The 22,647-nt window shown below is 54.8% G+C and carries 21 protein-coding genes; 9 read left to right on the top strand and 12 right to left on the bottom strand.

The annotated features are described in order from the left end of the window. The first annotated feature begins 31 nt into the window (after positions 1 to 31). Positions 32 to 1,369, top strand: coding sequence for an IS4 family transposase (locus tag ABLU80_RS00595; RefSeq protein ID WP_348849583.1), 1,338 nt, complete (start codon positions 32 to 34; stop codon positions 1,367 to 1,369). Positions 1,370 to 1,659: 290 nt separating this feature from the next. Here ABLU80_RS00595 and ABLU80_RS00590 read toward each other — a convergent pair whose 3' ends face one another. After that, complete coding sequence (locus tag ABLU80_RS00590) at positions 1,660 to 2,379, bottom strand: RloB family protein (RefSeq protein WP_348849581.1); 720 nt, start codon at positions 2,377 to 2,379, stop codon at positions 1,660 to 1,662. Position 2,380: 1 nt separating this feature from the next. Further along, positions 2,381 to 3,646, bottom strand: coding sequence for an ATP-binding protein (locus ABLU80_RS00585; RefSeq protein WP_348849580.1), 1,266 nt, complete (start codon positions 3,644 to 3,646; stop codon positions 2,381 to 2,383). 847 nt (positions 3,647 to 4,493) lie between these two features. On the opposite strand from ABLU80_RS00585, the gene ABLU80_RS00580 reads away from it, so the two are divergent. Continuing rightward, entirely contained in the window at positions 4,494 to 4,829 is a 336-nt protein-coding gene (locus ABLU80_RS00580) for a hypothetical protein (RefSeq protein ID WP_032714145.1), read from the top strand. 75 nt (positions 4,830 to 4,904) lie between these two features. Here ABLU80_RS00580 and ABLU80_RS00575 read toward each other — a convergent pair whose 3' ends face one another. Continuing rightward, entirely contained in the window at positions 4,905 to 5,126 is a 222-nt protein-coding gene (locus ABLU80_RS00575) for a hypothetical protein (protein WP_020079285.1), read from the bottom strand. Positions 5,127 to 5,337: 211 nt separating this feature from the next. On the opposite strand from ABLU80_RS00575, the gene ABLU80_RS00570 reads away from it, so the two are divergent. Then, positions 5,338 to 6,135 carry an SDR family oxidoreductase gene (locus ABLU80_RS00570; RefSeq protein ID WP_047036379.1) on the top strand — a complete coding sequence of 266 codons (798 nt, stop codon included), beginning with the start codon at positions 5,338 to 5,340 and terminating at the stop codon, positions 6,133 to 6,135. Here ABLU80_RS00570 and ABLU80_RS00565 read toward each other — a convergent pair. After that, positions 6,128 to 6,682 carry a TetR family transcriptional regulator gene (locus tag ABLU80_RS00565; protein WP_015704847.1) on the bottom strand — a complete coding sequence of 185 codons (555 nt, stop codon included), beginning with the start codon at positions 6,680 to 6,682 and terminating at the stop codon, positions 6,128 to 6,130. The genes ABLU80_RS00570 and ABLU80_RS00565 overlap by 8 nt on opposite strands. 113 nt (positions 6,683 to 6,795) lie before the next feature. Between ABLU80_RS00565 and ABLU80_RS00560 the strand changes: the two genes are divergently transcribed. Together ABLU80_RS00560 and ABLU80_RS00555 are read left to right on the top strand one after the other, a co-directional pair. After that, complete coding sequence (locus ABLU80_RS00560) at positions 6,796 to 7,998, top strand: MFS transporter (RefSeq protein WP_045396346.1); 1,203 nt, start codon at positions 6,796 to 6,798, stop codon at positions 7,996 to 7,998. Next, positions 7,998 to 8,810: a Cof-type HAD-IIB family hydrolase gene (locus ABLU80_RS00555; RefSeq protein WP_047036382.1), complete on the top strand. Its 813-nt coding sequence runs from the start codon at positions 7,998 to 8,000 to the stop codon at positions 8,808 to 8,810. Before ABLU80_RS00560 ends, ABLU80_RS00555 begins: the two co-directional genes overlap by 1 nt. Before the next feature lie 41 nt (positions 8,811 to 8,851). On the opposite strand, the gene kdeA is transcribed toward ABLU80_RS00555, so the two are convergent. After that, positions 8,852 to 10,084, bottom strand: a complete 1,233-nt coding sequence (gene kdeA, locus ABLU80_RS00550; RefSeq protein ID WP_015367543.1) for a multidrug efflux MFS transporter KdeA — start codon at positions 10,082 to 10,084, stop codon at positions 8,852 to 8,854. A gap of 303 nt (positions 10,085 to 10,387) precedes the next feature. On the opposite strand from kdeA, the gene ybjG reads away from it, so the two are divergent. Beyond that, positions 10,388 to 10,981: an undecaprenyl-diphosphate phosphatase gene (gene ybjG, locus ABLU80_RS00545; RefSeq protein ID WP_042895371.1), complete on the top strand. Its 594-nt coding sequence runs from the start codon at positions 10,388 to 10,390 to the stop codon at positions 10,979 to 10,981. 86 nt (positions 10,982 to 11,067) lie between these two features. Then, positions 11,068 to 11,826, top strand: coding sequence for a DNA-binding transcriptional repressor DeoR (gene deoR, locus ABLU80_RS00540; protein WP_015367546.1), 759 nt, complete (start codon positions 11,068 to 11,070; stop codon positions 11,824 to 11,826). A 28-nt stretch (positions 11,827 to 11,854) separates the two neighbouring features. Here deoR and dacC read toward each other — a convergent pair whose 3' ends face one another. After that, the gene (gene dacC, locus ABLU80_RS00535) at positions 11,855 to 13,057 is read right to left on the bottom strand and encodes a serine-type D-Ala-D-Ala carboxypeptidase (protein ID WP_032705602.1); all 1,203 of its coding nucleotides are present in this window, start codon (positions 13,055 to 13,057) and stop codon (positions 11,855 to 11,857) included. Between the two features lie 256 nt (positions 13,058 to 13,313). Between dacC and ABLU80_RS00530 the strand changes: the two genes are divergently transcribed. After that, a complete protein-coding gene (locus ABLU80_RS00530; RefSeq protein ID WP_015367548.1) occupies positions 13,314 to 13,940 on the top strand; it encodes a glutathione S-transferase family protein in 627 nt (208 codons plus the stop codon). Between the two features lie 5 nt (positions 13,941 to 13,945). Here the strand turns inward: ABLU80_RS00530 and ABLU80_RS00525 are convergent, their stop codons facing one another. Then, a complete protein-coding gene (locus tag ABLU80_RS00525; RefSeq protein ID WP_157194987.1) occupies positions 13,946 to 15,049 on the bottom strand; it encodes a PQQ-dependent sugar dehydrogenase in 1,104 nt (367 codons plus the stop codon). A gap of 104 nt (positions 15,050 to 15,153) precedes the next feature. Beyond that, entirely contained in the window at positions 15,154 to 15,537 is a 384-nt protein-coding gene (bssR, locus tag ABLU80_RS00520) for a biofilm formation regulator BssR (RefSeq protein WP_015367550.1), read from the bottom strand. 257 nt (positions 15,538 to 15,794) lie between these two features. On the opposite strand from bssR, the gene rimO reads away from it, so the two are divergent. After that, positions 15,795 to 17,120 (top strand): 30S ribosomal protein S12 methylthiotransferase RimO, encoded by a 1,326-nt coding sequence (gene rimO / locus ABLU80_RS00515; protein WP_015704839.1) that lies wholly within the window; start codon positions 15,795 to 15,797, stop codon positions 17,118 to 17,120. A 205-nt stretch (positions 17,121 to 17,325) separates the two neighbouring features. Here rimO and gsiD read toward each other — a convergent pair whose 3' ends face one another. From gsiD to gsiA, 4 genes are read right to left on the bottom strand one after another with little or no spacing between them, the layout of a single operon-like run. Then, positions 17,326 to 18,237 carry a glutathione ABC transporter permease GsiD gene (gene gsiD / locus ABLU80_RS00510; RefSeq protein WP_015367553.1) on the bottom strand — a complete coding sequence of 304 codons (912 nt, stop codon included), beginning with the start codon at positions 18,235 to 18,237 and terminating at the stop codon, positions 17,326 to 17,328. Position 18,238: 1 nt separating this feature from the next. Beyond that, a complete protein-coding gene (gene gsiC / locus ABLU80_RS00505) occupies positions 18,239 to 19,159 on the bottom strand; it encodes a glutathione ABC transporter permease GsiC (protein WP_020079290.1) in 921 nt (306 codons plus the stop codon). 46 nt (positions 19,160 to 19,205) lie between these two features. After that, on the bottom strand, positions 19,206 to 20,747 hold the full coding sequence (gsiB, locus tag ABLU80_RS00500; protein WP_015367555.1) for a glutathione ABC transporter substrate-binding protein GsiB: 1,542 nt from the start codon (positions 20,745 to 20,747) through the stop codon (positions 19,206 to 19,208). 33 nt (positions 20,748 to 20,780) lie between these two features. Beyond that, the gene (gene gsiA, locus ABLU80_RS00495; RefSeq protein WP_086630855.1) at positions 20,781 to 22,634 is read right to left on the bottom strand and encodes a glutathione ABC transporter ATP-binding protein GsiA; all 1,854 of its coding nucleotides are present in this window, start codon (positions 22,632 to 22,634) and stop codon (positions 20,781 to 20,783) included. Positions 22,635 to 22,647: the final 13 nt, after the last annotated feature.

Genomic DNA, 22,647 nt, shown 5'->3' with positions numbered 1-22,647 from the left:
AACGGCTTCCACTACAGGGAGCCGTTTTCTTATGCCACTTCTCAATGACCTGCTCGATTTCAGCGACCATCCCCTTATGCCGCCGCCTTCTGCACAGATGTTTGCAGAACATCTCCCTGCTGAGTGGATACAACACTGCCTGACGCTCTCTGAGCACGCCACCGTCCGGCGTCGCCGTCTGCCCGGTGATATGGTTATCTGGATGGTCGTGGCGATGGCCTTTTTCCGCAATGAGCCGATTACCGATGTGGTCCGCCGACTGAACCTGAGTGCTGATGGTGAAGCGGGTATGAACCTGCTGGCCCTCAGCGCTGTCACCCAGGCTCGCCAGCGGGTCGGAGCGGCTCCGGTTGAATGGCTCTTTCGCCAGACCGCGCAGACCTGGGGAGCCGTGCGCTACCACAACGATGACTGGCAGGGCCTGCAACTTTTTGCTGTTGATGGCGCTCAGTTCAGAACACCTGACGAATCTGAACTTCGCGACTATTACGGCTCAGCGAATACGTCCACCACGCGCCAGAGTGCATATCCGGTTATGCGTCTGGTGGCCTTAATGAACCTGGGCAGTCATGTACTGCTGGATGCGGTGACCGCCCCTTACCGGCGGAGTGAAATCCTACTGGCACAGTCGATGACGGCCTCTATTCCGGATAACTCCGTCACGCTGTTCGACAAACTGTTCTACAGCGCAGACCTGCTGGTGACGCTGAATCAGCAGGGGAATAACCGGCACTGGCTGCTGCCAGCCCGCAAGAATATGGTGGCGGAAACAGAGGAAAGTTACGGTTCAGGCGACAGGCTACTGAAGCTGAAGGTGTCCCCGCAGGCCCGGAAAAAGAATGCGTCACTGCCGGAATACTGGTATGCCCGGGCGGTGACTTACGAGGTGAATGGTGTGGAGAAAACGGTCCTGACCTCGCTTCCGGCAGACCGCTATCGGGCAAAGGATGTGGCAGAGCTTTATCATTCACGCTGGGAAATCGAGGTCGGGTTCAGAAACCTGAAAAGCAGTCTTCTGGATAATGCGCTGGTGCTGAGAAGCCGGAAAGTTGACCTGCTGGAGCAGGAGGTATGGGGGATGTTACTGGCCTATAACCTGATACGGCGCGAGGCAACAAGGGCGGCGGAGAAACACAGGAAAGCGCCCTCAGAAATAAGCTTCAAGTTCGCGTTCCAGTTTATCGCGACGGAAATGATAGTGCTGGGCAATACGGTATCGCCGGGAACCATCCCGAGGCGGCTGGAGCATCTGCGAGGAAATCTGGAGGCGGTGTTCATAACAAAACGCCCCCGACCTCCAAGGCCGAGGGCGGTTAAGATGTCAAAAACCCGCTATCCGGTGAACTCTCATGCCGCTCCGCTTAAGTGAACGGCATTGCGCCAGCGGCGGGTCAATATCAGTAAGCAAATTGTTCTTGCATACCTTTGGGATGAGGTGGTGCTGCGCTGATTTTTTGAGGACGGCATACTTGTAAGCATCACAGAAGTTAACGAGTGGCTGAGTGATGAAGTGATACGCTTTAACCCATACCTGACCGATGAAGACTGACGTTTAGCCGACCAACCTTTGATATCAACCGCCCTTCCCCGGGCGGTTTTTGATTGCCCCCCCTAAACCACCTCCCCAATAGGTGGTTTAGGGGGGCAATCAAAACGCTCTTAAGATCGTTTCTGTTTACGATTTGACTCTATTTGTTTTCTAAGCTGGATAAGCCTTTCAACCAACTCAAAAACTTTTGTACTTGGATTATCAGTATCGCTAGCTTCAGCTGCCTGTAAACTTCTCTTAGCCCTAAGGACTACTTCATTTAAATCTTTTGACTCTAGAGCATTTAGGGTTTTATGAAAAATCCCTTTTGAGCCTTTCTCATAGTTCTTAATATATTTTTTTAACTCACTGACAATTTGATTTCCCGAACTGTTACCCGGTAAATTTCTAAATGCCTTTGTCGAATAGGTATAATGTAGAAGTAACCAATACTCAAAACAAGGTACTGAATTCACAGTAAACCAACTTGAACTTGGTTTACTTCTCCTGAGAGCATCGAGTGCTGCCACATAGTCAGTGTGGGCATCCTTATCTATCACAACAAAAATTTGATCATAAGGAGCCCCCTGTTCAGTCATTTTTTTATGCTGTTCTTTTGCATGACGAACAACACACATTGGACTAGAGCCACACTCACCAGTTACATCAATTACACTTGCTGTAAGTAATTCAAAATGGTTAATCAAATCCTCAAAGTAATTTGGTTCGGTTTTCTTACCCTCACAAACAATTAATATTTTAGCGAGAGGGGATTTAACTGCATTACGTCTTGCCAGATCCTTAGCAGTTTTAGGAGCACGTTTCTTTTTAAATAAATCCTCGCTTCCCATATCAAATTCCCGTCAATTTTTTGATAAACGGTAATGCTCCATACCTACCGTCTAGGTATGCGGCTTCTAGATTTTCCCTTCCTTTTCTTGGGCTAAAATCAGTCAATGGGTATAGATTAGTTTCACTATGTTCATTTTTCTCACAAAACCAGACTTGATCGCGTCTAAAAATGCTTTGATTCAGAATGGATGTTTCGTGCGTTGAGAAAATTAACTGAGCACCTTTTTTATTAGTATCAGGACTATTAAAAAGATTTACCAAAAAACTAACCAGCTTAGGATGCAATGTATCATGAAGCTCATCGATAAATAGTACATATCCATTATCGAGCGCATCCAACCATGGACCAGCTAAAGAAAAAAGCTTCTGAGTGCCATGAGACTCTTCCTCAAGAGAAAAACTAACCGGCTCACCTTTATCGTTATAATGGACAGTAGTAACATCGAAGATATCTTTATCCTTCATGTTAGAAATAACGATTTTTTTGATATCATCTGGCATATCAGATGGCAAATCGTCTGGATTAAATTTTTCTTTTGTAACTAAAACATCATCAATGCCAATGTCTGCAGCTTTCAAGAAATTCAAGATTTCTTTCTTCGTATCCTCAGTACAGCGTTTGGCGGAGAATGTATTGGCCCACCCTTTAACCCCAGAAAGTCTCAGCGTTTTTTTAAACCAAGTAAATACAGGCTTAAGCTGCTCACTATTTAATTGAACAGCTGTAGATAAGAACAAGGCATTATTTCTTGTTGAGCGCTGCCAAACTTGTTTTTCACCAAGTAGTGATGCGCCAAAATCCCACTCATACTCCTGCTTCTCTTCATCCCAAGCTCTGAAATACCATTTTTGAGGTCTTCCTTTTGGGTACGCAAAGAGCCATTCATCAATAATTCTTTCATTTGTAGCAGAAAAACCAAACTGATACCGAATGCCCTCTGCAATAAAAGTAACTTCAAATTCAGTAGGATTTTTAATTGAATCCGAATCAAGCTTGAAAGGAAATACAGGAACCTCTTCGCCAGCCTGAGTGTTAGATGCAGATTGAGTTACGATATCCATCATAGCTCTGACAGCGAGAAGCACATTCGACTTGCCTGCTGCGTTAGCACCGTAAATAACAGCTGACTTGAGAACATTAAGATTAACGTTTCCTTCAACTGTAAAGATATTCTCTTCTAACTCATTACTTTTATTAGCAATAAGTGAAAATGTTTGTTTGTTTTTAATTGAGAGATAGTTCTCAACATTGAATTCAATAAGCATTTTTCCCCCCTCCTGGTGGTTGAATAATCTTAGTTGCAAAAGCAACAAACGTCACCAACAACCAAATCTTAGGACACTTTATGACAAAAAACGTCAAAATGGTACTCCTAAAGTGGATTAACGGCCATTTTAAGACTTAACCACCATTGCTTTCAGCTAGCTTTGCGCCCTGAACGCGCGCTCGTATCCCCACCACGCCTGCCCGCGTTATGTAGCAGTTTTCATGCACATTCATGAAATATGAAAAAGCCCGCCAGTTCTGGCAGGCGGGAGCGAAAACGATCCTCAAACGATCATGCCTTTTCATGCAGCATAGACATGCACAAAAACTCTAAAGCCTCGCATGGCTCGTTGCTCAACACTGCCGACACCAGAATCTAGTCCTGACGTCAGCAGCGTTGCTATGACTAACAGGAGAGATCTATTGAGCGGTTGTACTCATGAGCACGGATTTTCGCCATCAGTTCATCATCGCATTCACTAGCCGCTACAAGCCTCTCAAAAAAATCAATGTGTGGACTGACCCCGCCCCGTTAAACGATCCTGCCCTCTCAATAATTACCTTTGGCTGCATATGGTTCATAACCAGCTTAATATTGACGTTAATATATACTCTCAGACTTAAAAAATTCATTATCCGGGAGCATGAAAAAGCCTATGACTATCTAACATAGCACTCCAGACTTTAGCTTAGGGGGTGAGAACTCTGTTACATTTGTCATTTGCACGACGTATATTATCAGTTCCGGTAATATTGTTACTGGAACTGCAGAGCCTATCATCCTGTGATAATTATTGATATTATTGTCCGCAACGATTAAGAGGTGTTTCGGTTGAAGGTAAAAACATGATTGATGTACAGCAGGAACAAACACTTCAGAAGCACGGTTTTACCAGCAAAGAGATCAATATGCTGCGAAAAGGACTTGAGAGTCCACAACGTAAAGATCAAAGCCTGCAGGTCTTGTTGGTGGAGCTAAGGCGTCGTTTTTACATGTCCTGTATCATCATCATTGCCCTGCTTATCTTTTGTAGCTACGCGGTGCTGACTAATGATACCGGTTATGGGCTGGCTTACTTTGCTGTGACTGCAGTTTGCTGCGCCTTTGCACTAATAGCTACACCTTATCCGCTTTCATGGAAAGCGATAACATTCTTAAGAAAGAAACTCTACCCAAATTAATTTAACAAGCAATTTTTTCATCAGTACGATACGTTCTCCCTATGTTGTATAACTGATATGTCCTCAACATGCCACTTAAATATCCCCTCTTAAATAATCGGCGATAAAGCTTATCAAGCACACCAGCGAAAAACAGATGGCGAAACCACCCAGCTTGAATAACCAGCCATCCAGAGCAATAAAACAAACCACAGCGGCGATAGAGAAGCTGCCCGTTCCGACAGCTTCAAACATATTGATTGCATGAATGCAGATCTTTTTACAAACATAGCTTGAAGAGAATCTTTTTGGTTTCATTGGCTCTTTCTTATCCCTGCATCAGGTAACCCAAGGCTAATCAAAAGCGCGTCTATTGGCCAGTAATAATTAGAGCATTCCCTTATTAAATCAACAAGTTAAACAAACACCTAATAAAGAAAATCAATCCCTAAACGTAACTCCCCCCTACTTGCACGGTCTATTTTTTCACCCATACTTTGCTGATCCACTCCCACATAAGGCGCTCTTCATGTTGCTTAAAGATAAGACCGTGGTGATTTTCGGCGGCAGCGGCGCGATTGGCCGCGCGGCGGCGCTCGCCATGGCGAAAGAAAGAGCGCGGATCTTTCTGGCCGCCCGGCAGGCGGATAAGCTGGAAAAGGCGGCGGCTGAGATTCGCGCCGCAGGCGGGAGCGTCGAGACCCTGCAACTGGATGTGCTGGATGGCGGGCAAACCACCGCGCAGGTGGCCAACCTGGCCGGGCGAACCGGCGGGATTGACATCGTAGTTAATGCCACCGGCTTTCTCCACAATCAGGGGAAAACGCTGGCACAATTATCCCTTGCCGAGTATCACCAGGGTTTTGTCCCCTTTCTTGATGCCCAATTTACTATTGCCCAGGCAGTGGCGCCGTGGATGGGTGGCGAACGCGAGGGCGTCATTATTACCACTATCCCTCCTTCCGCGACGATGGCCATCCCTGGACACCTCGGCCATATCGTCGGCTGCGCCGCAATGGAAGCCTTTATCAAAGCATTGGCCAGCGAACTCGGCGCCAAAAAAATCCGCGTGCTCGGCGTACGGTCACACGCGATAGCGGATGCGGCGCTGGCGGGTTCTTATACTGCCGAGGTGTTTGCGCCTAAAGCACAGGCGCTGGGCTTGAGCGTCGAACAGTGGCTGGGTGGTGCGGCGCACGGCACGATGCTGCAGCGGTTACCAACGCTCGCGCAGATAGCCGGGGTCATCACCTTTCTCGCGTCACCATCGGCGGCGGCGATGACCGCCACGGTGGTTAACGTCACCGCCGGAGCGACGCTTAGCTAGCGCTATTCTCCCCCGCCAGCCGCCCGACCATTAAGCGAATCGCCGCTTTCGACAGCGGCGCGCTATCGGTCACGAAGTGCAGCGTCATCCCCTCGATAAACGCATCCAGCCCGCGCGCCGTCGCCGGTTCAAACCACTGCTCCAGCGTCTGCTGGCTGCGCAGCATCCAGCTCTGCATGACCGTTTTCAGCGCTGGTCGGCTGCTGCAAAACGCGTACAGCTGGTACATTAACTCCATATTGCGCGCGGTGGTCACTTGGGCGCTGAAGATCAGCTCGGCGATAGCGTCGCAGGCCTGTTGGCGGCTGCCGACGCCGTCGAAAAATTGCTGATACTGCGCCGACATTTCCACGGTGAAGTTACGAAACGCCTCCTCAATCAGCGCCTCAATACCGCTAAAATAATAGGTCAGCGAGCCCAGCGGTACCCCGGCGCAGCTGGCGATTTTACGGTGCGTTACCGCATGAATTCCGTGCGCGGCGATGGTATCCAGCGTCGCCTGCAGGATGCGCTCGCGCCGCTGCGGATCGTTCGGTCTGCGGGTCATCGGTGTGTTTTTCCCCTCTGTGCGCTATGCAAATCAAGCGATAGCGGAATGTGTACAAATGTACACAACCTTGCTACTGTTGTCTGCAACTCTTCTTTCTCGGGCGTTTATGGATGACGGCGCAAACTTCTCGCAAAGCCCTCCAGCTTCGGCTGTGGGCGCTATTTATGTTCTTCTTTATTCCCGGCTTATTGATGGCCTCCTGGGCCACCCGTACGCCCGCGATTCGCGATTTACTAACCCTTTCCACTGCTGAAATGGGAATGGTGCTATTTGGCCTGTCGATTGGTTCGATGAGCGGTATTCTCTGTTCAGCATGGCTGGTGAAGCGCTTCGGTACCCGTAAAGTCATCCGCACAACTATGTTGTGCGCCGTGGCGGGCATGCTGGTGTTAAGCCTGGCGCTGTGGCTCGCCTCCGCGCCGCTGTTCGCCTTTGGGCTGGCTATCTTTGGCGCCAGCTTCGGCTCGGCGGAAGTGGCGATTAACGTCGAAGGCGCCGCCGTTGAACGGGAAATGAATAAAACCGTGCTGCCGATGATGCACGGTTTTTACAGCTTCGGCACCCTCGTGGGCGCCGGCATCGGTATGGCGGTGACCGGTTTTGGCCTGCCCGCCGCGCCGCATATTCTGATCGCCGCGCTGGTAGCGATTGCTCCTATCCTTATCGCCATTCGCGCCATCCCCGACGGTACCGGCAAAAACGCCGCCGAATCCGCCCATAGCGAGGCCAAAGGCCTACCGGTCTGGCGCGACGCGCAGCTATTGCTGATCGGCGTAATCGTGCTGGCGATGGCCTTTGCCGAAGGTTCCGCCAACGACTGGCTGCCGCTGCTGATGGTCGACGGCCATGGCTTTAGCCCCACTTCCGGTTCGCTGATTTACGCCGGTTTCACCCTCGGCATGACCCTCGGCCGCTTCACCGGCGGCTGGTTTATCGACCGCTACAGCCGCGTCGCCGTGGTACGCGCCAGCGCGGTAATGGGCGCGCTGGGCATCGGGCTGATAATTTTTGTCGACAGCACCTGGGTTGCCGGGGTATCGGTACTGCTGTGGGGGCTCGGCGCGTCGCTTGGTTTCCCGCTCACCATTTCCGCCGCCAGCGATACCGGCCCGGATGCGCCTAAACGCGTGAGCGTCGTGGCGATTACCGGCTATCTGGCTTTTCTCGTCGGGCCGCCGCTGCTGGGCTTCCTTGGCGAACACTTTGGCCTGCGTAGCGCCATGATGGTAGTACTGGGACTAGTCATGGTGGCGGCGCTGGTAGCCCGCGCGGTAGCCAAACCGCAGCCTGAACCTGTGATGGAGAATAGCTAATGAGCATCAAACTGATTGCGGTAGACATGGACGGCACCTTTTTAAGCGATGCCAAAACCTATAATCGCCCACGATTTCTGGCGCAGTATCAGCGCATGCGCGAACAGGGCATTCGCTTCGTGGTCGCCAGCGGCAACCAGTATTACCAGCTGATATCGTTCTTCCCGGAGCTGGTCGATGAAATCGCCTTCGTCGCCGAAAACGGCGGTTGGGTTGTAAGCGGTAAAGAGGATATCTTTAACTGCCGGCTGCCGACGACGCATTTCAACGCCGTCGTCGACCACCTGCAAACGCTGCCGCATATCGAAATTATCGCCTGCGGCAAACGCAGCGCCTATACGCTCAATAGCTATAACGACGAGCTAAAAGCGGTGGCGGCGAAGTACTATCACCGTCTCGAACTGGTGGATGATTTTAACCATCTCGATGACGCGATCCTCAAATTCGGCCTGAACGTGCCGGATCATCTGATCCCGGAAATTCAGCCGAAGCTACACGCGGCGCTGGGCGATATGGTTACCGCCGTCGCCACCGGTTACGGCAGTATCGATTTAATCATCCCTGGCGTGCATAAAGCCAACGGCCTGCGCATTTTGCAGGAGCGCTGGGGTATTGATAATCATGAAGTGGTGGCCTTCGGCGATAGCGGCAATGATATTGAAATGTTGCAGCATGCCGGCTTTGGCTTCGCCATGGCGAATGCCAAAGCGGAGGTCAAAGCCGTCGCCAGCCATCATGCGCCGCATAATAACGAAGAAGGCGTATTGCAGATTATCGATAAGGTATTGAATCGCGAAGCGCCGTTCGCCTGATGAATCCCCGGATGCCTTTGGGCATCCGGGTTTGCTACGTATCACGCCTGCTGCGAACTGCCGACGCTTTTATCTTTCAGGAAGTAAATAATCAGCCCCAGCCATAGCACCCCGCCCAGCAAGTTAAACAGGCTGAACAGGCCGTTACCGCCAAGCTCATACGCATGCTTGCTAAGCTCAATGCCCACGGTAAAGATCAGCATCTGCAGCATACCCATCGCCGCCGAAACCGTCCCTTTACTCATTTCGCTGGCGAACAACGTTAAGCGCACCAGCCCGGCGTTAGCCAGGCCAATCCCGAAAGCGTAGAAGCTTAAACCAGCGGTCATCCACAGATAAGCATGGGACGAGACCACCGTGGCCGCCGCCGACAGGAGCAGGCCAAACATAATCGGCCAGCCGCCCATAATAATCAGCGAACGTACCGAGCGGCGCGAGGTGAGACGCGCCAGCACCAGGTTGCCGGCGATCAGCGCGCCGAAAATCGGCACCTGCAGCATGCCGTACTCATAGCTGGTGGCCTGCTCGCCGCTGATGATAATCACCGGCGATTGCGCAATCCACGCCAGCAGCGGCAGGCTAACAAAACCGGTCGCCAGCGCGCCGGCGACAAAGCGCAGGTTTTTCAACACCAGACGATAGTCGCGGCCCAGCTCTTTTACCGACAGTTTTTCCCCCATCCGCGTCGCCGTTTCCGGCATCGCCCGCTGCAGCCCCACAAAGGAGATGGCCGCCAGCACGGCGAACAGCACAAACATCATCTCCCACGGCAGCATATGCACCCAGGCAGCGCCGACCAGCGGCCCGAGCAGTGGCGCAATCAGCGCGACGTTAGCCATCAGGGCGGTGATTTTGATACACACCGCCTCCTCAAACGACTCCTGGATAGCCGCATAGCCCACCGCGCCGATAAAGCACAGGCTGATGCCCTGCAGGAAACGCAGCAGGGTAAATTGCTCAATGGTTTGCGCCAGCAGCGTCGCCAGACAGGTGACGATAAACCACACCACCCCGGTCAGCATCACCGGACGGCGGCCAATACGATCCGACAGCGGCCCCAGCAGCCACTGCAAAAACATCCCCCCCGCCAGATAGGCGGTCATAGAGGTGGGGACCCACTCATTGCCGACCTGAAACTCCTGCACCACCGCGAGCATACCCGGTTGGATCATATCGTTGCCGATATAGGTGGAGAATTCATATAACACAAGGCACAGCGGGAACAGTAACGCCTGACGACCGAGGCGCTTACCTGATAACGAATAATTCTGCATGCAATCTCTTAATTAAAAAAAAATCGCGCAAAGTTTAATGAAAGTCGACCCGGGGAGATAGTGAATTGTGAGTGACAATGAAAAATATCGCCAGCCCGCGGTACTGCATGAAACGAATATTTATATTTCGTTTATGTTTCAATGAGATTACAGCCGATATACTTGCTATGGCGAAATACCGGCAAGGGCATCTCACGGATATATTTCGTAACAAACTGATAATTAAGACAATGCTGCTTTACCCTATCGTTGCCTTTCAATAAGGTGAGCAGCTTATTGCCATCGTAACCAGAGACTGGAAGCATGCTGGAAAATATCAACTACGCGCTGTTTGCCCTGATTAACGCCACCCCGGCCTCCTCGTGGTGGGCGATTGAGGTCGCCACGTTTATTGCCAAAGACTTAATTATCATTGTGCCGCTGCTGGTGGTGGCGCTGTGGCTGTGGGGGCCAAACCAACGTCAGCTGGTATTTAAGGTCATGCTGGCCCTGGCCCTGAGCCTGTCTATTTCGTGGGTTATCGGTCATCTGTTTCCGCATGACCGGCCGTTTGTTGACGGCGTCGGCTATAACTTCCTGCATCATGCGGCGGATGACTCGTTCCCAAGCGATCACGGCACCGTCATCTTTACCTTCGCGCTGGCGTTTTTATTCTGGCACCGGGTGTGGTCCGGCGCGCTGCTGCTGGTCATCGCCTCGGCGATTGCATGGTCGCGCGTCTATCTGGGAGTACACTGGCCGCTGGATATGTTGGGCGGGCTGCTGGCTGGCATGTGCGGCTGCCTTGGGGCGCAACTGCTGTGGCAGAGCGGCGGTCATGGTCTCTACCAACGGCTGCAGCGCCTGTATCGTCTCTGTTTCTCGCTGCCGATTCGTAAAGGCTGGGTACGCGGCTAACGTCTGACAGGTGACGAACCCCTCGCCGCCGGGTAAAATCAAGCTGACGCCCTGCCCTTGCAGGGCGATTTTAGCTCAGAGGGTATATGGAAACTCGTCGTGACGAACGCATTAACCAGCTCATTCAGGCACTCAAGCGCAGCGATAAACTTCACCTGAAAGAAGCAGCTTCGCTGCTTGGCGTATCAGAAATGACCATTCGTCGCGATTTGAACGGCCACAGCGGCCCGGTGGTGCTGTTGGGCGGTTACATCGTGCTGGAACCGCGTAGCGCCACGCACTATCTGCTGAGCGATCAGAAAACCCGTCTGGTGGATGAAAAACGCCGTGCCGCGCGCCATGCCGCCGGGCTGCTTGAAGCGCATCAGATGGCCTTTTTTGACTGCGGCACCACGACGCCATGGATAATCGACGCCATCGATAACGAGCTGCCGTTTACCGGCGTGTGCTACTCGTTAAATACCTTTCTCGCCCTGCAGGAAAAACCGCTGTGTCGCGCTATTCTGTGCGGCGGCGAATTCCACGCCAGCAACGCCATCTTTCTACCGCTCAGCCTGCAGGATACCTTGAGCCATCTCAGCCCGGATATCGCCTACTACTCCGCCGCCGGTATCGACTGCGAGCAAGGCGCGACCTGTTATAACCTCGAAGAGCTGCCGGTGAAACACTGGGCCATGAACAACGCTCGCTACCATGTGCTGGTGGTCGATCACAGTAAGTTTGGCAAAGTGCGGCCGGCGCGGATGGGGGAGTTATCGCGTTTTGACGTCATCGCCAGCGACGTTCGCCCGGATGACGATCTGTTGGCGCTGGCGAAAGAAAAGCAAATATCACTGCTGTACTAACCGCGCCCCGTAGGGCGCGGCCTGTCTCTTAAGAGAACCAGCTGCCGAACCAGCCGTGCAGTTTCATCAGCACGAAGTCGACCATGCGGCTGAAGAAGCCGCCCTCTTTCACGTCTTCCATGACGATCAGCGGGCGCTGTTCGATAGTTTTGTCATTGAGTTTAAAGTCGATGGTGCCCACCACCTGCCCTTTCGCCAACGGCGCGGTGAGCTGCGGCTCAGTCAGGTTGTAGCTGGCTTTCAGGTTTTTCAATTGCCCGCGTGGAATGGTCACCGATCCGGCTTCGCCGGCGCCCAGTTTGACTTCATTACTGTCGCCGAACCACACGCGCTGGGAAATAAAGGTGGCATCCGGTTTGATTGGCGTGACGGTTTCATAGAAACGGAAGCCCCAGGTCAGCAGTTTTTCGGACTCGTTAAAACGAATACGGTCGGTTTTAGTGCCCAGCACTACCGCGATAAGGCGCATATCGCCCTGGGTCGCGGAAGAGACCAGGTTGTAGCCCGCGCCGGCGGTGGTGCCGGTTTTAACGCCATCGGCATTGAGGTTGGTGCTCCACAGCAGACGGTTGCGGTTTGGCTGACGGATTTTATTGAAGGTGAACTCTTTCTCTTTGTGTACCGCGTACTCTTCCGGCACATCATGGATCATCGCTTTAGTCAGCAGCGCCATATCGCGCGCGGTACTGAACTGCCCCGGCGCGTCCAGGCCGTGGACGGTTTTAAAGGTGGTGTTGGTCAGGCCGATTTTCTGCGCGTAGCCGTTCATCAGATTGACAAACGAATCCTGGCTGCCGGCGACATAGTCGGCGATAGCGATGCTGGCATCGTTGCCGGACTGAATTATCACGCCCTTATTGAGGTCTTCAACCGATACCTGCATGCCTGGCTTCAGGAACATCACCGAGGAGCCGCGCAGCGCCGGGTTACCGGTGGCCCACGCATCGCGGCCGACGGTGACCGTATCGGTCAGTTTGATTTTGCCTGCTTTCAGCGCCTGGCCTACCACGTAGCTGGTCATGATTTTGGTCAGGCTGGCCGGGTCGAGTTTCTCGTCGGCATTACCTTCACTCAGCACTTTGCCGCTGGCATAGTCCATCAGGATCCAGGCTCGCGCATCAATCGATGGCGCATCAGGAAGTTGATCCGCCGCCTGCACTGCAGGGGCCACGAGAAGTAAAAGCGCGCAGCCTGCCGCGAGGCCGCGAAGGGAAAAAGCATCATGCGTCATAAGAGCCACCCAAGTATCCTTTCCAAACAAAATATGCCGCAACACTCTTGCCGCACAGCACAAGGCGGTGAGTAAAGCGTACAAATGACCTTAAAGAAACAGCGAGTTGGTAAAGTTTTTAAAGTTTACGCAATAACGACGCTGCCTGCTGAAAACAAGGCAATTTTTTTGATCGTGATTGCCTTAATATTAACTTTATTCCAACATGATTGCTCACCATGTTGCAACGGCGATTAAATAACATGCAGGAGCGGATATGATTACGTTATGGGGCAGAAATAACTCGACCAACGTGAAGAAAGTACGCTGGGTGCTGGCTGAGCTGGATCTTCCTTATCAGCAGATTCTGGCGGGGCTGGAGTATGGCCTCAATCACGACCCGGAGTATCTGGCGATGAACCCGAACGGCCTGGTGCCACTACTCAAAGACGATGCCAATGGGCTGGTGCTGTGGGAATCCAACGCCATTATTCGTTATCTTGCCGCGCAGTACGGGCAAAACCGTCTGTGGGTGGAGTCGCCTGTGCAGCGCGCACAGGGTGAAAAGTGGATGGACTGGGCCAACGCTACGCTGTCCCCGGCGCACCGTCCGGTATTAATGGGGCTGGTCAGAACGCCGCCGGACCAGCGCGATCCGGCGGCCATTGAGGCGGGTATTCACGCCTGTGAAGGGCTGTTCGCCATGCTCGACGATGAACTGGCGAAGCATGCCTGGCTTTCCGGCGATGAGTTCGGCCTTGGCGATGTGGCGGTGGCGCCGTTCGTTTATAACCTGCTTTCCATCCTCGACAGCTGGCAGCCGCGGCCCCATCTGCAGCGCTGGTATCAGCAAATCCAGCAGCGTCAGGCGTTCCGCGACGTCGTCATGATCCCGGTCACCTGAGGTGATTACTCCGGGCTGACCTTGAGCAGTTCGCCGTCGGGCTCGTCGGTTAACAGATAAAGATAACCGTCGGGCCCGACGCGCACATCACGAATGCGTTTGCCGCGATCTTTTAATAGCCGCGTCTCCTCGCTGAGGGTATTGCCGTCCACCGAGAGCACAATCAAGGACTCATCCTTCAGCGCGCCGATAAACAACTTGTGCCGCCACTGCGGGAAAGTCGACGCGTTGTAAAACGCCATTCCGCTCAGCGCCGGGGAGGCCGGCCAGACGTGCAACGGTGCCTCGGTATTCGGCGCGCTCTTTCCTTTAGCTTCCGGGATAGGTTGACCGCTATAGTTAATGCCGTGCGTCGCCAGCGGCCAGCCGTAGTTTTTCCCGGCGAGGGGAATATTGATCTCATCGCCGCCGCGCGGGCCATGTTCGTTCAGCCACAACGTATCGCTCCACGGATTCATCGCCATTCCCTGCGGGTTGCGAATGCCGTAAGCCCAAATCTCCGGTCTGATGCCAGTACGGCCGACGAAAGGATTATCTTTGGGTATTTCCCCCTGTTCGGTCAGGCGCACCACTTTTCCCTGCAGCTTATCGAGGTCCTGGGCCGTCGGGCGCTGATTATTTTCGCCTAAACCGATAAACAGATGACCTTTGCCATCGAAGACCATCCGCCCGCCGAAATGATTGCCAGTGGAGAGCTTCGGCTGCTGGCGGAAAACGGTTTTAAAATCTTCCAGGTTTTGCAGGTCGGCGCTGAGGCGGCCATACCCCACCGCCGTCCCCGCTTTGCCGTCATCGCCAGCTTCGGCATAGCTCAGCCATACCCGGCGCGACTGAGCAAAATCCGGCGCCAGAACCACATCCAGCAGGCCGCCCTGGCCGTTGGCCCACACCTTCGGCACGCCGCGAATGGGCGCCGATAATCCTTGATCGAGCTGCCAGCGTTTAAGTTCGCCGCCGCGCAGGGTAATCAGCACGCCTTCATTGTCCGGCAGGAATGCCAGTGACCAGGGGTGGTCGAGGTTATCCTGCAGTACCTCAACGCGCGGCGCGGCCATCGCCGTCATGGGCAGCAGCACAGTCATAAGAGCTATTTTGAGATATCGGCGCATGGCGCACTCCTTTCGTCAGCATTGCTGATAAGGGTAGCCAGCGTGGGCGGTCAGGCAGGGATTTTTACATAAACTTTAACAGGGGGGAAAAATCCCCCCTGGATTCAGGCGTGGGTCATTGGCGCTGAGTTATTCAGAATGTGAATATTCATCGTCAATCCCGACAGACAGCGTTCTAGCTTCTCTACGTTAACGGCAATATAAGCCGGGCAATCATGATGCCCGCTCATCAGGCAAACCGCCGCCGAAGCGACGGACTCGCCGGCAAGGCGGAAGGCTTCCATCTCTTCCGGCGCGATGGCGTGCTGCAAACGCGGCGCGTGTACGCGCAGTTCATGGCATAGCTCAAACAAGTTATCACGCAGATGGTCATTTTCGCTGACTGACATATAGCCTTTCGCTTTACGAAGCTGGAGATAAGCCGCCAAATCGATATTGGCATTAATCAGCTTATTCAAAAGGTTAGTGTAACGTCTGTCAACGCTCATCACGGTCCTCCTCTGTCGTCCATTACCATAATCATAGTATGGTCATTTTTTGTGCGGAATCATGAGCGAGGTCAATAATCACACAGCAATTAACATTATTTACAATGTTACAACCTGGGCGGCCAACAACGCGGCTTAAACGCCTCCGCTGCGCTAACGCTTTTTCATCATTCATCGCCGCCTGGCTATACTCTTTTTCGCAAAGATCTGTAGAATTCCTGCCCTGACCATTCCAATAAATGAACATTTTTTAAGCTATGAGCAATGTCACGCACCAGCCGAAAATCGGCTTCGTCTCCCTGGGCTGCCCGAAAAACCTGGTAGACTCAGAACGTATCCTCACCGAACTGCGTACCGAAGGGTATGATGTGGTTCCCAGCTACGACAACGCCGATATGGTTATCGTCAACACCTGCGGCTTTATCGATAGCGCCGTGCAGGAGTCGCTTGAAGCGATCGGCGAAGCCTTAAAAGAAAACGGCAAAGTGATCGTTACCGGCTGCCTCGGCGCGAAAGAAGATCAAATCCGCGAAGTGCATCCGAAGGTGCTGGAAATTACCGGGCCGCATAGCTACGAGCAGGTGCTGGAACACGTCCACCACTATGCGCCAAAACCGAAGCACAACCCGTTCCTCAGCCTGGTGCCGGAACAGGGCGTCAAGCTGACGCCGCGTCACTACGCGTACTTAAAAATTTCTGAAGGCTGCAACCATCGCTGCACCTTCTGCATCATCCCGTCAATGCGCGGCGATCTGGTGAGCCGCCCGATTGGCGAAGTACTGGCGGAAGCCAAACGCCTGGCCGATGCCGGGGTGAAAGAGCTGCTGGTGATTTCGCAGGACACCTCCGCCTATGGCGTTGACGTCAAGCACCGCACCGGTTTCCACAACGGTATGCCGGTGAAAACCAGTATGGTCAGCCTGTGTGAAGAGCTGGCGAAGCTCGGCATTTGGGTGCGTCTGCACTACGTCTACCCGTATCCGCACGTTGACGATGTGATCCCGCTGATGGCGGAAGGCAAGATCCTGCCGTATCTCGATATTCCGCTGCAACACGCCAGCCCGCGCATTCTGAAACTGATGAAGCGCCCGGGTTCCGCAGACCGTCAGCTGGCGCGTATTAAACAGTGGCGCGAGATCTGCCCGGATCTGACCCTGCGTTCCACCTTTATCGTCGGTTTCCCGGGCGAAACGGAAGAAGATTTCCAGATGCTGCTCGATTTCCTGAAAGAAGCGCGTCTGGACCGCGTTGGCTGCTTCAAGTACAGCCCGGTTGAGGGCGCCACCGCCAACGAACTGGCGGATCAGGTCCCGGAAGAGGTGAAAGAAGAGCGCTGGAACCGCTTTATGCAGCTGCAACAGCAGATTTCCGCCGAGCGTCTGCAGGAGAAAGTGGGCCGCGAAATTATGGTACTGGTCGATGAAGTCGATGAAGAAGGCGCGATTGGCCGCAGCATGGCCGATGCCCCGGAAATCGACGGCGCGGTCTATCTGAACGGTGAAACCAACGTTAAACCGGGCGACGTGCTGCGGGTGAAAGTTGAACACGCCGACGAATATGACCTGTGGGGTTCCCGGGTCTAATCCAGCTTCCCGGATAGCGGCTTACGCCTTATCCGGGCTACCAAACCGCTCAAATCTGTAGCCCTGCCAGGCGTAGCGCAGGCAGGGATAACCCGGATAGCGGCTTACGCCTTATCCGGGCTACCAACCGATCAAACCTGTAGCCCTGCCAGGCGTAGCGCAGGCTGGGCTAACTTACCAACTTTGCTCCCGCCGCGCTTGTCTCCTACCCCTTTATCTTCGGATCCAGCGCATCGCGCAGGCCGTCGCCCAACAGATTAAACGCCAGCACCGTCAGGAAAATGGCGATCGCCGGGAATAACGCCACATGCGGCGCCATCACCATATCCGCGCGCGCTTCATTCAGCATCGCCCCCCACTCCGGCGTCGGTGGCTGGGCGCCAAGGCCGAGGAACGACAGGCTGGCGGCGGAGATAATCGACACGCCGATGCGCATGGTAAAATAGACCACTATCGACGACACCGTACCGGGCAAAATATGGTTGAACAGAATAGTCGTATCGCTGGCGCCAATACTGCGCGCCGACTCAATAAACGTCTGCTGCTTCAGCACTAACGTATTACCTCGCACCAGGCGGGCGAACGCCGGGATTGAGAATATCGCCACCGCGATAATCACGTTGGCCATCCCGCTGCCCATCACCGCCACTACCGCAATCGCCAGCAAAATGCCGGGAAAAGCAAATAGCACATCGCAGATGCGCATGGTGATGCGGTCCCACCAGCCTTCGTAGTACCCGGCCAGCAGGCCGAGCACGGTACCAATTAGCGCGCCAATCAGTACCGCCAGTACCCCAGCGGCCAGCGAAATCTGCGCGCCGACCAGCACCCGGCTGAAGATATCGCGCCCCAGCGAATCAACGCCGAACCAGTGCACCATTGACGGCCCTTCATTGAGCCGGTCGTAATCAAAATAGTTTTCCGCGTCATACGGCGCTATCCACGGCGCGATAATCGCGACGATAATCAGCAGCAGCACAAATAGGCCCGCCGCCATCGCCACCGGCTGGCGACGAAAACGCCGCCAAAACTCGTGCCACGGCGTGCGGATCTGCCCGGGCTTAACGCCCGGCATGGCGTTGATAACCGCTTCCCTTCTCCAGTTGAGCAATCGCACCTTACTTGTACCTGATAGCCGGGTTAATGGCGGCATACAACACGTCCACCACTAAGTTGATAAGAATGAACTCCAGCGAAAACAGCAGCACTTCCGCCTGGATCACCGGGTAGTCGCGCATCTCCACGGAATCGACCAGCAACCGGCCAAGCCCCGGCCAGTTGAAGACCTTCTCCACCACAATGGAGCCGCCGAGCAGAAAACCGAACTGCAGACCCATCATGGTCACTACCGGGATCATCGCGTTGCGCAGGCCATGCTTCAACACCACCAGCGTTTCGCTCACCCCTTTAGCCCGCGCGGTACGCATGTAATCCTCATGCAGCACGTCGACGAACGACGCGCGGGTGAAGCGCGCCATCACCGATGCCACCGCGGCGCCAAGGGTCAACGACGGCAGAATATAGTGCCGCCAACTGTCGGCGCCGACCGTCGGCAGCCAGCCCAGCTCGACGGAAAAAACCTGCATCAGCAGCATGCCGAGGGCGAACGCCGGGAAGGAGATACCGGTTACCGCCAGCGCCATCCCCAACCGATCCGGCCAGCGATTGCGCCACACCGCCGCGGCGATGCCCGCCGCCATGCCGAACAGCACCGCCCAGCTCATACTGGCAAGCGTTAACCATAGCGTCGGCATAAAGCGGCTGGCGATTTCGCTGGTCACCGGGCGGCGCGAAGCCATCGAGATGCCGAAATCCCCCTGCAGTACGTTGGTGATGTAGTGCCAAAACTGCACGTGCAGCGGCTGATCGAGCCCCAACTGTTGGCGAACCATCGCCACCACCTGCGCATCGGCTTCCGGCCCGGCGATCAGCCGCGCCGGATCGCCCGGCAGCATATGTACAAACAGGAACACCAGAACGGCGACGATAAACAGCGTCGGAATGAGCCCCAGCAGGCGCTTCAGAACGTAATTCAGCATCGCCCCCTCCCATTTCGGCAGAGGGTACGCGTGAGCATAAGCACTATCACTGCGTCAGATCCGCCTGCTCGAAGCTAAAACCGGTATCCGGTTGAATATAAAACCCGGTCAGGTTTTTGCTATGCGCCGATACCAGCTTTTCCACCACCAGCGGCACCCACGGCGACTCTTTCCAGATAATGTCCTGCGCATCTTTATAGAGTGTGGTCTTCTGTTGCGCATCGGTCGTTTTCAGCGCCTCGCTCAGGTCTTTATCGACCTGCGGGTTACTGTAAAACGCGGTGTTAAACAGGGTCGGCGGCCAGTTTTGTGAGGCGAATAGCGGCGACAGCGCCCAGTCAGCTTCGCCAGTCGACGCTGACCAGCCGGTGTAGAACATCCGCACCCCGCTCTCTTTCTGCCCCTTGCCTTCAACCTGCGCCGCACGCTGTCCGGCATCCATCGCCGTCACTTGCGCTTTTATACCCACCTGCGCCAGCTGCTGCTGGGTAAACTGCAGCACCTTCTGCGCGGTGCTGTGATTATGCGATGACCACAGCGTGGTGCTAAAGCCGTTAGGGAAACCGGCTTCTTTCAGCAACTGACGGGCTTTCGCCGGGTCGTAAGGCCATGCGCTGTAGGTCTGGGCGTAAGCAATAGAAGGCGGTACGACGCCGGTCGCCGGGGTGGCGTATCCGGCAAACGCGACCTTAACCAGCGCCTGACGGTTAATCGCATAGTTAATGGCTTCCCGCACCTTCGGATTATCGAACGGCTTCTGCGTTACGTTCATGCTGATATAGCGCTGCATAATCGACGGGCTGGCCACCAGCTCCAGCTTGCTGTTTTTCGCCAGCAGCGGCGCTTGCTCGTAAGGGATCGGGAAGGCGAACTGCGCCTCGCCGGTTTGCAGCATCGCCGCACGGGTGTTGTTATCGACCACCGGGCGCCAGGTAATGGAATCCAGCTTCGGCAGCCCCGGCTGCCAGTAACCGTCAAACTTGCTGACTTTGACGAAATCGGTCTGGTTCCAGGTATCGAGCTTATACGGCCCGGTACCTACCGGGTGGAAGCCGATCTCCTTGCCATATTTTTTCAGCGCCGCCGGCGAAATCATCGCCGTCGCCGGATGGGCAAGAATATTGATAAACGCCGAGAACGGCTGTTTGAGCGTGATTTTGACCGTCGTCGGATCCACCGCCTCGGTGCTGGCGATATTCTTGTACAGGTTATAACGTTTGAGATGGTTATCCGGATTGCTGGCGCGGTCGAGATTCGCTTTCACCGCTTCGGCGTTAAAATCGGTGCCATCCTGGAATTTCACCCCGCTGTGCAGCTTGATGGTATACACCAGACCATCCGCCGAAACGGTATAACTTTCCGCCAATACGTTTTGCAGTTTCATCTCTTTATCAAGGCCGAACAGGCCTTGATAAAACGACTTCGCCACCGCCTGCGATAACGTATCGTTCGCGTCATAGGGATCAAGGGTCGTGAAGTTGGAACCGACCGCCACTACCACATCTTTCGCGGCGAAGGCCGGCGTCGCCGCCAGCGCCGAGGCGATGCCAAGCGCCAGTAGCCATTTGCGTGTAACAGGTTGAGTCATGTTGTTATGCTCCTGCAAGAGTGCGTTAGGTTGTTATCGGCTCAGTACATCTGCGGGCTCGCGGGCGACATAATGCCCCGGCGCTACCAGCTGTAACGGCGCGCTGTCGATTTCTTCTCCCGGTTTATAGATATTCCCCGGCAGCTCGTCAGAGAGTAATACGCGCTGCGGTTGACGATGCGCCGGATCGGCGACCGGCACCGCCGCCATCAGTTTACGGGTGTAAGGATGCTGCGGGTTCTCAAACACGGCGCGACGCGGGCCAATCTCCACGATCCGCCCGCGATACATCACCGCTACGCGGTGGCTGATGCGCTCCACCACCGCCATGTCATGGGAAATAAACAGAAATGCGATGCCCATTTCACGCTGTAAATCGAGCAGCAGATTAATAATCTGCGCGCGAATAGACACGTCCAGCGCCGACACCGACTCATCGGCGATCACCACTTTCGGATTGAGTGCCAGCGCGCGGGCGATACAGATACGCTGCCGCTGACCGCCGGAAAACTCATGCGGATAACGCCACGCGTGTTCCGCCTCCAGCCCCACGCGCTGCAACAGCCAGGCGACGCGTTCGCGAGCCGCATCCCCTTCCAGCAGACCATGCACGCGCAGCGGCTCCATAATGGAATAACCGACCGTCTGCCGCGGGTCGAGCGAAGCGTAAGGATCCTGAAAAATAAACTGAATATCGCGGCGCAGCGTCTGTAGCTTGCCGCCGGACAGCGCATCAATACGCTGGCCGTTAAAGGTGATGCTGCCGCCTTGCGCTTCCACCAGCCGCAGCAGCGCCCGCCCGGTGGTCGATTTACCGCAGCCGGATTCGCCGACCAGCGACAGCGTTTCGCCCGGCCACAGGTCGAAAGTCACTTTTTCCACCGCATGCACTTCGCGGGTGACGCGGTTGAGAATACCGCCGCGGATCGGAAAACGCGCGACCAGGTCGCGTACCTGCAAAATCGGTTTACCAGCTACCACGGTATTCTGTTCCGGCTGCTGGGTCACACCGTCGTTGAGCAGCGGGAAGCGTCGCGGCAAATCGCTGCCGCGCATCGAGCCGAGCTTCGGCACCGCCGCCAGTAGCGCCCGGGTATAAGGATGCTGCGGGGCGCGAAAAATATCCTCGACGCGCCCGCTTTCTACCGCTTCGCCGCGGTACATCACCAGCACGCGATCGGCGATTTCCGCCACCACGCCCATATCGTGAGTGATAAACATCACCCCCATCGCCATCTCTTTTTGCAGCGCGGCGATAAGCTGTAGGATCTGCGCCTGAATCGTGACGTCCAGCGCGGTGGTGGGTTCATCGGCAACCAGTACCGCCGGGCGACACGATAACGCCATGGCGATCATCACCCGCTGGCGCATGCCGCCGGAAAGCTGATGCGGATAGCGTGAAAGCATCGCTGCCGCCTCCGGAATACGCACCCGTTCGAGCATCTTTTTCGCTTCCCGCAGCGCCTCGTCATGGCGCAGTCCCTGATGTAGCCGAATAGACTCGGCAATTTGTTCGCCGATGGTGAATACCGGGTTCAGCGAGGTCATCGGCTCCTGAAAAATCATCGCCACGTCCGCGCCGCGAACCTGACGCATCTGCCCCGACGTTTGAGCATTAATATCAATCACCTGACGGTTACGTCGGCGCAGCAGCAACGCCTCGCTGCTGACTTCGCTGACCGCCTCGTCGAGCAGGCGCATCAGCGCCAGGGCGGTCACCGATTTTCCGGAGCCGGACTCGCCGACAATCGCCAGCGTCTCGCCGCGGCGGAGGCTAAATGACAGGTTACGCACCGCAGAAACGCGCTGCCGCTGCTGGCTAAAGGCGACGTTAAGATCGCGTACCACCAGCACATCGTCTTCATCAATTTCATGACTTTGCGGCAAACTCGCTTCTCCT

It is taken from the genome of Klebsiella sp. CN_Kp104 (assembly GCF_040064515.1).
In the GTDB taxonomy this organism is placed as follows: domain Bacteria; phylum Pseudomonadota; class Gammaproteobacteria; order Enterobacterales; family Enterobacteriaceae; genus Klebsiella; species Klebsiella aerogenes.
The sequence above is the reverse complement of the archived record's forward strand: the minus strand, read 5'-3'. Positions and strand labels throughout refer to the sequence as shown.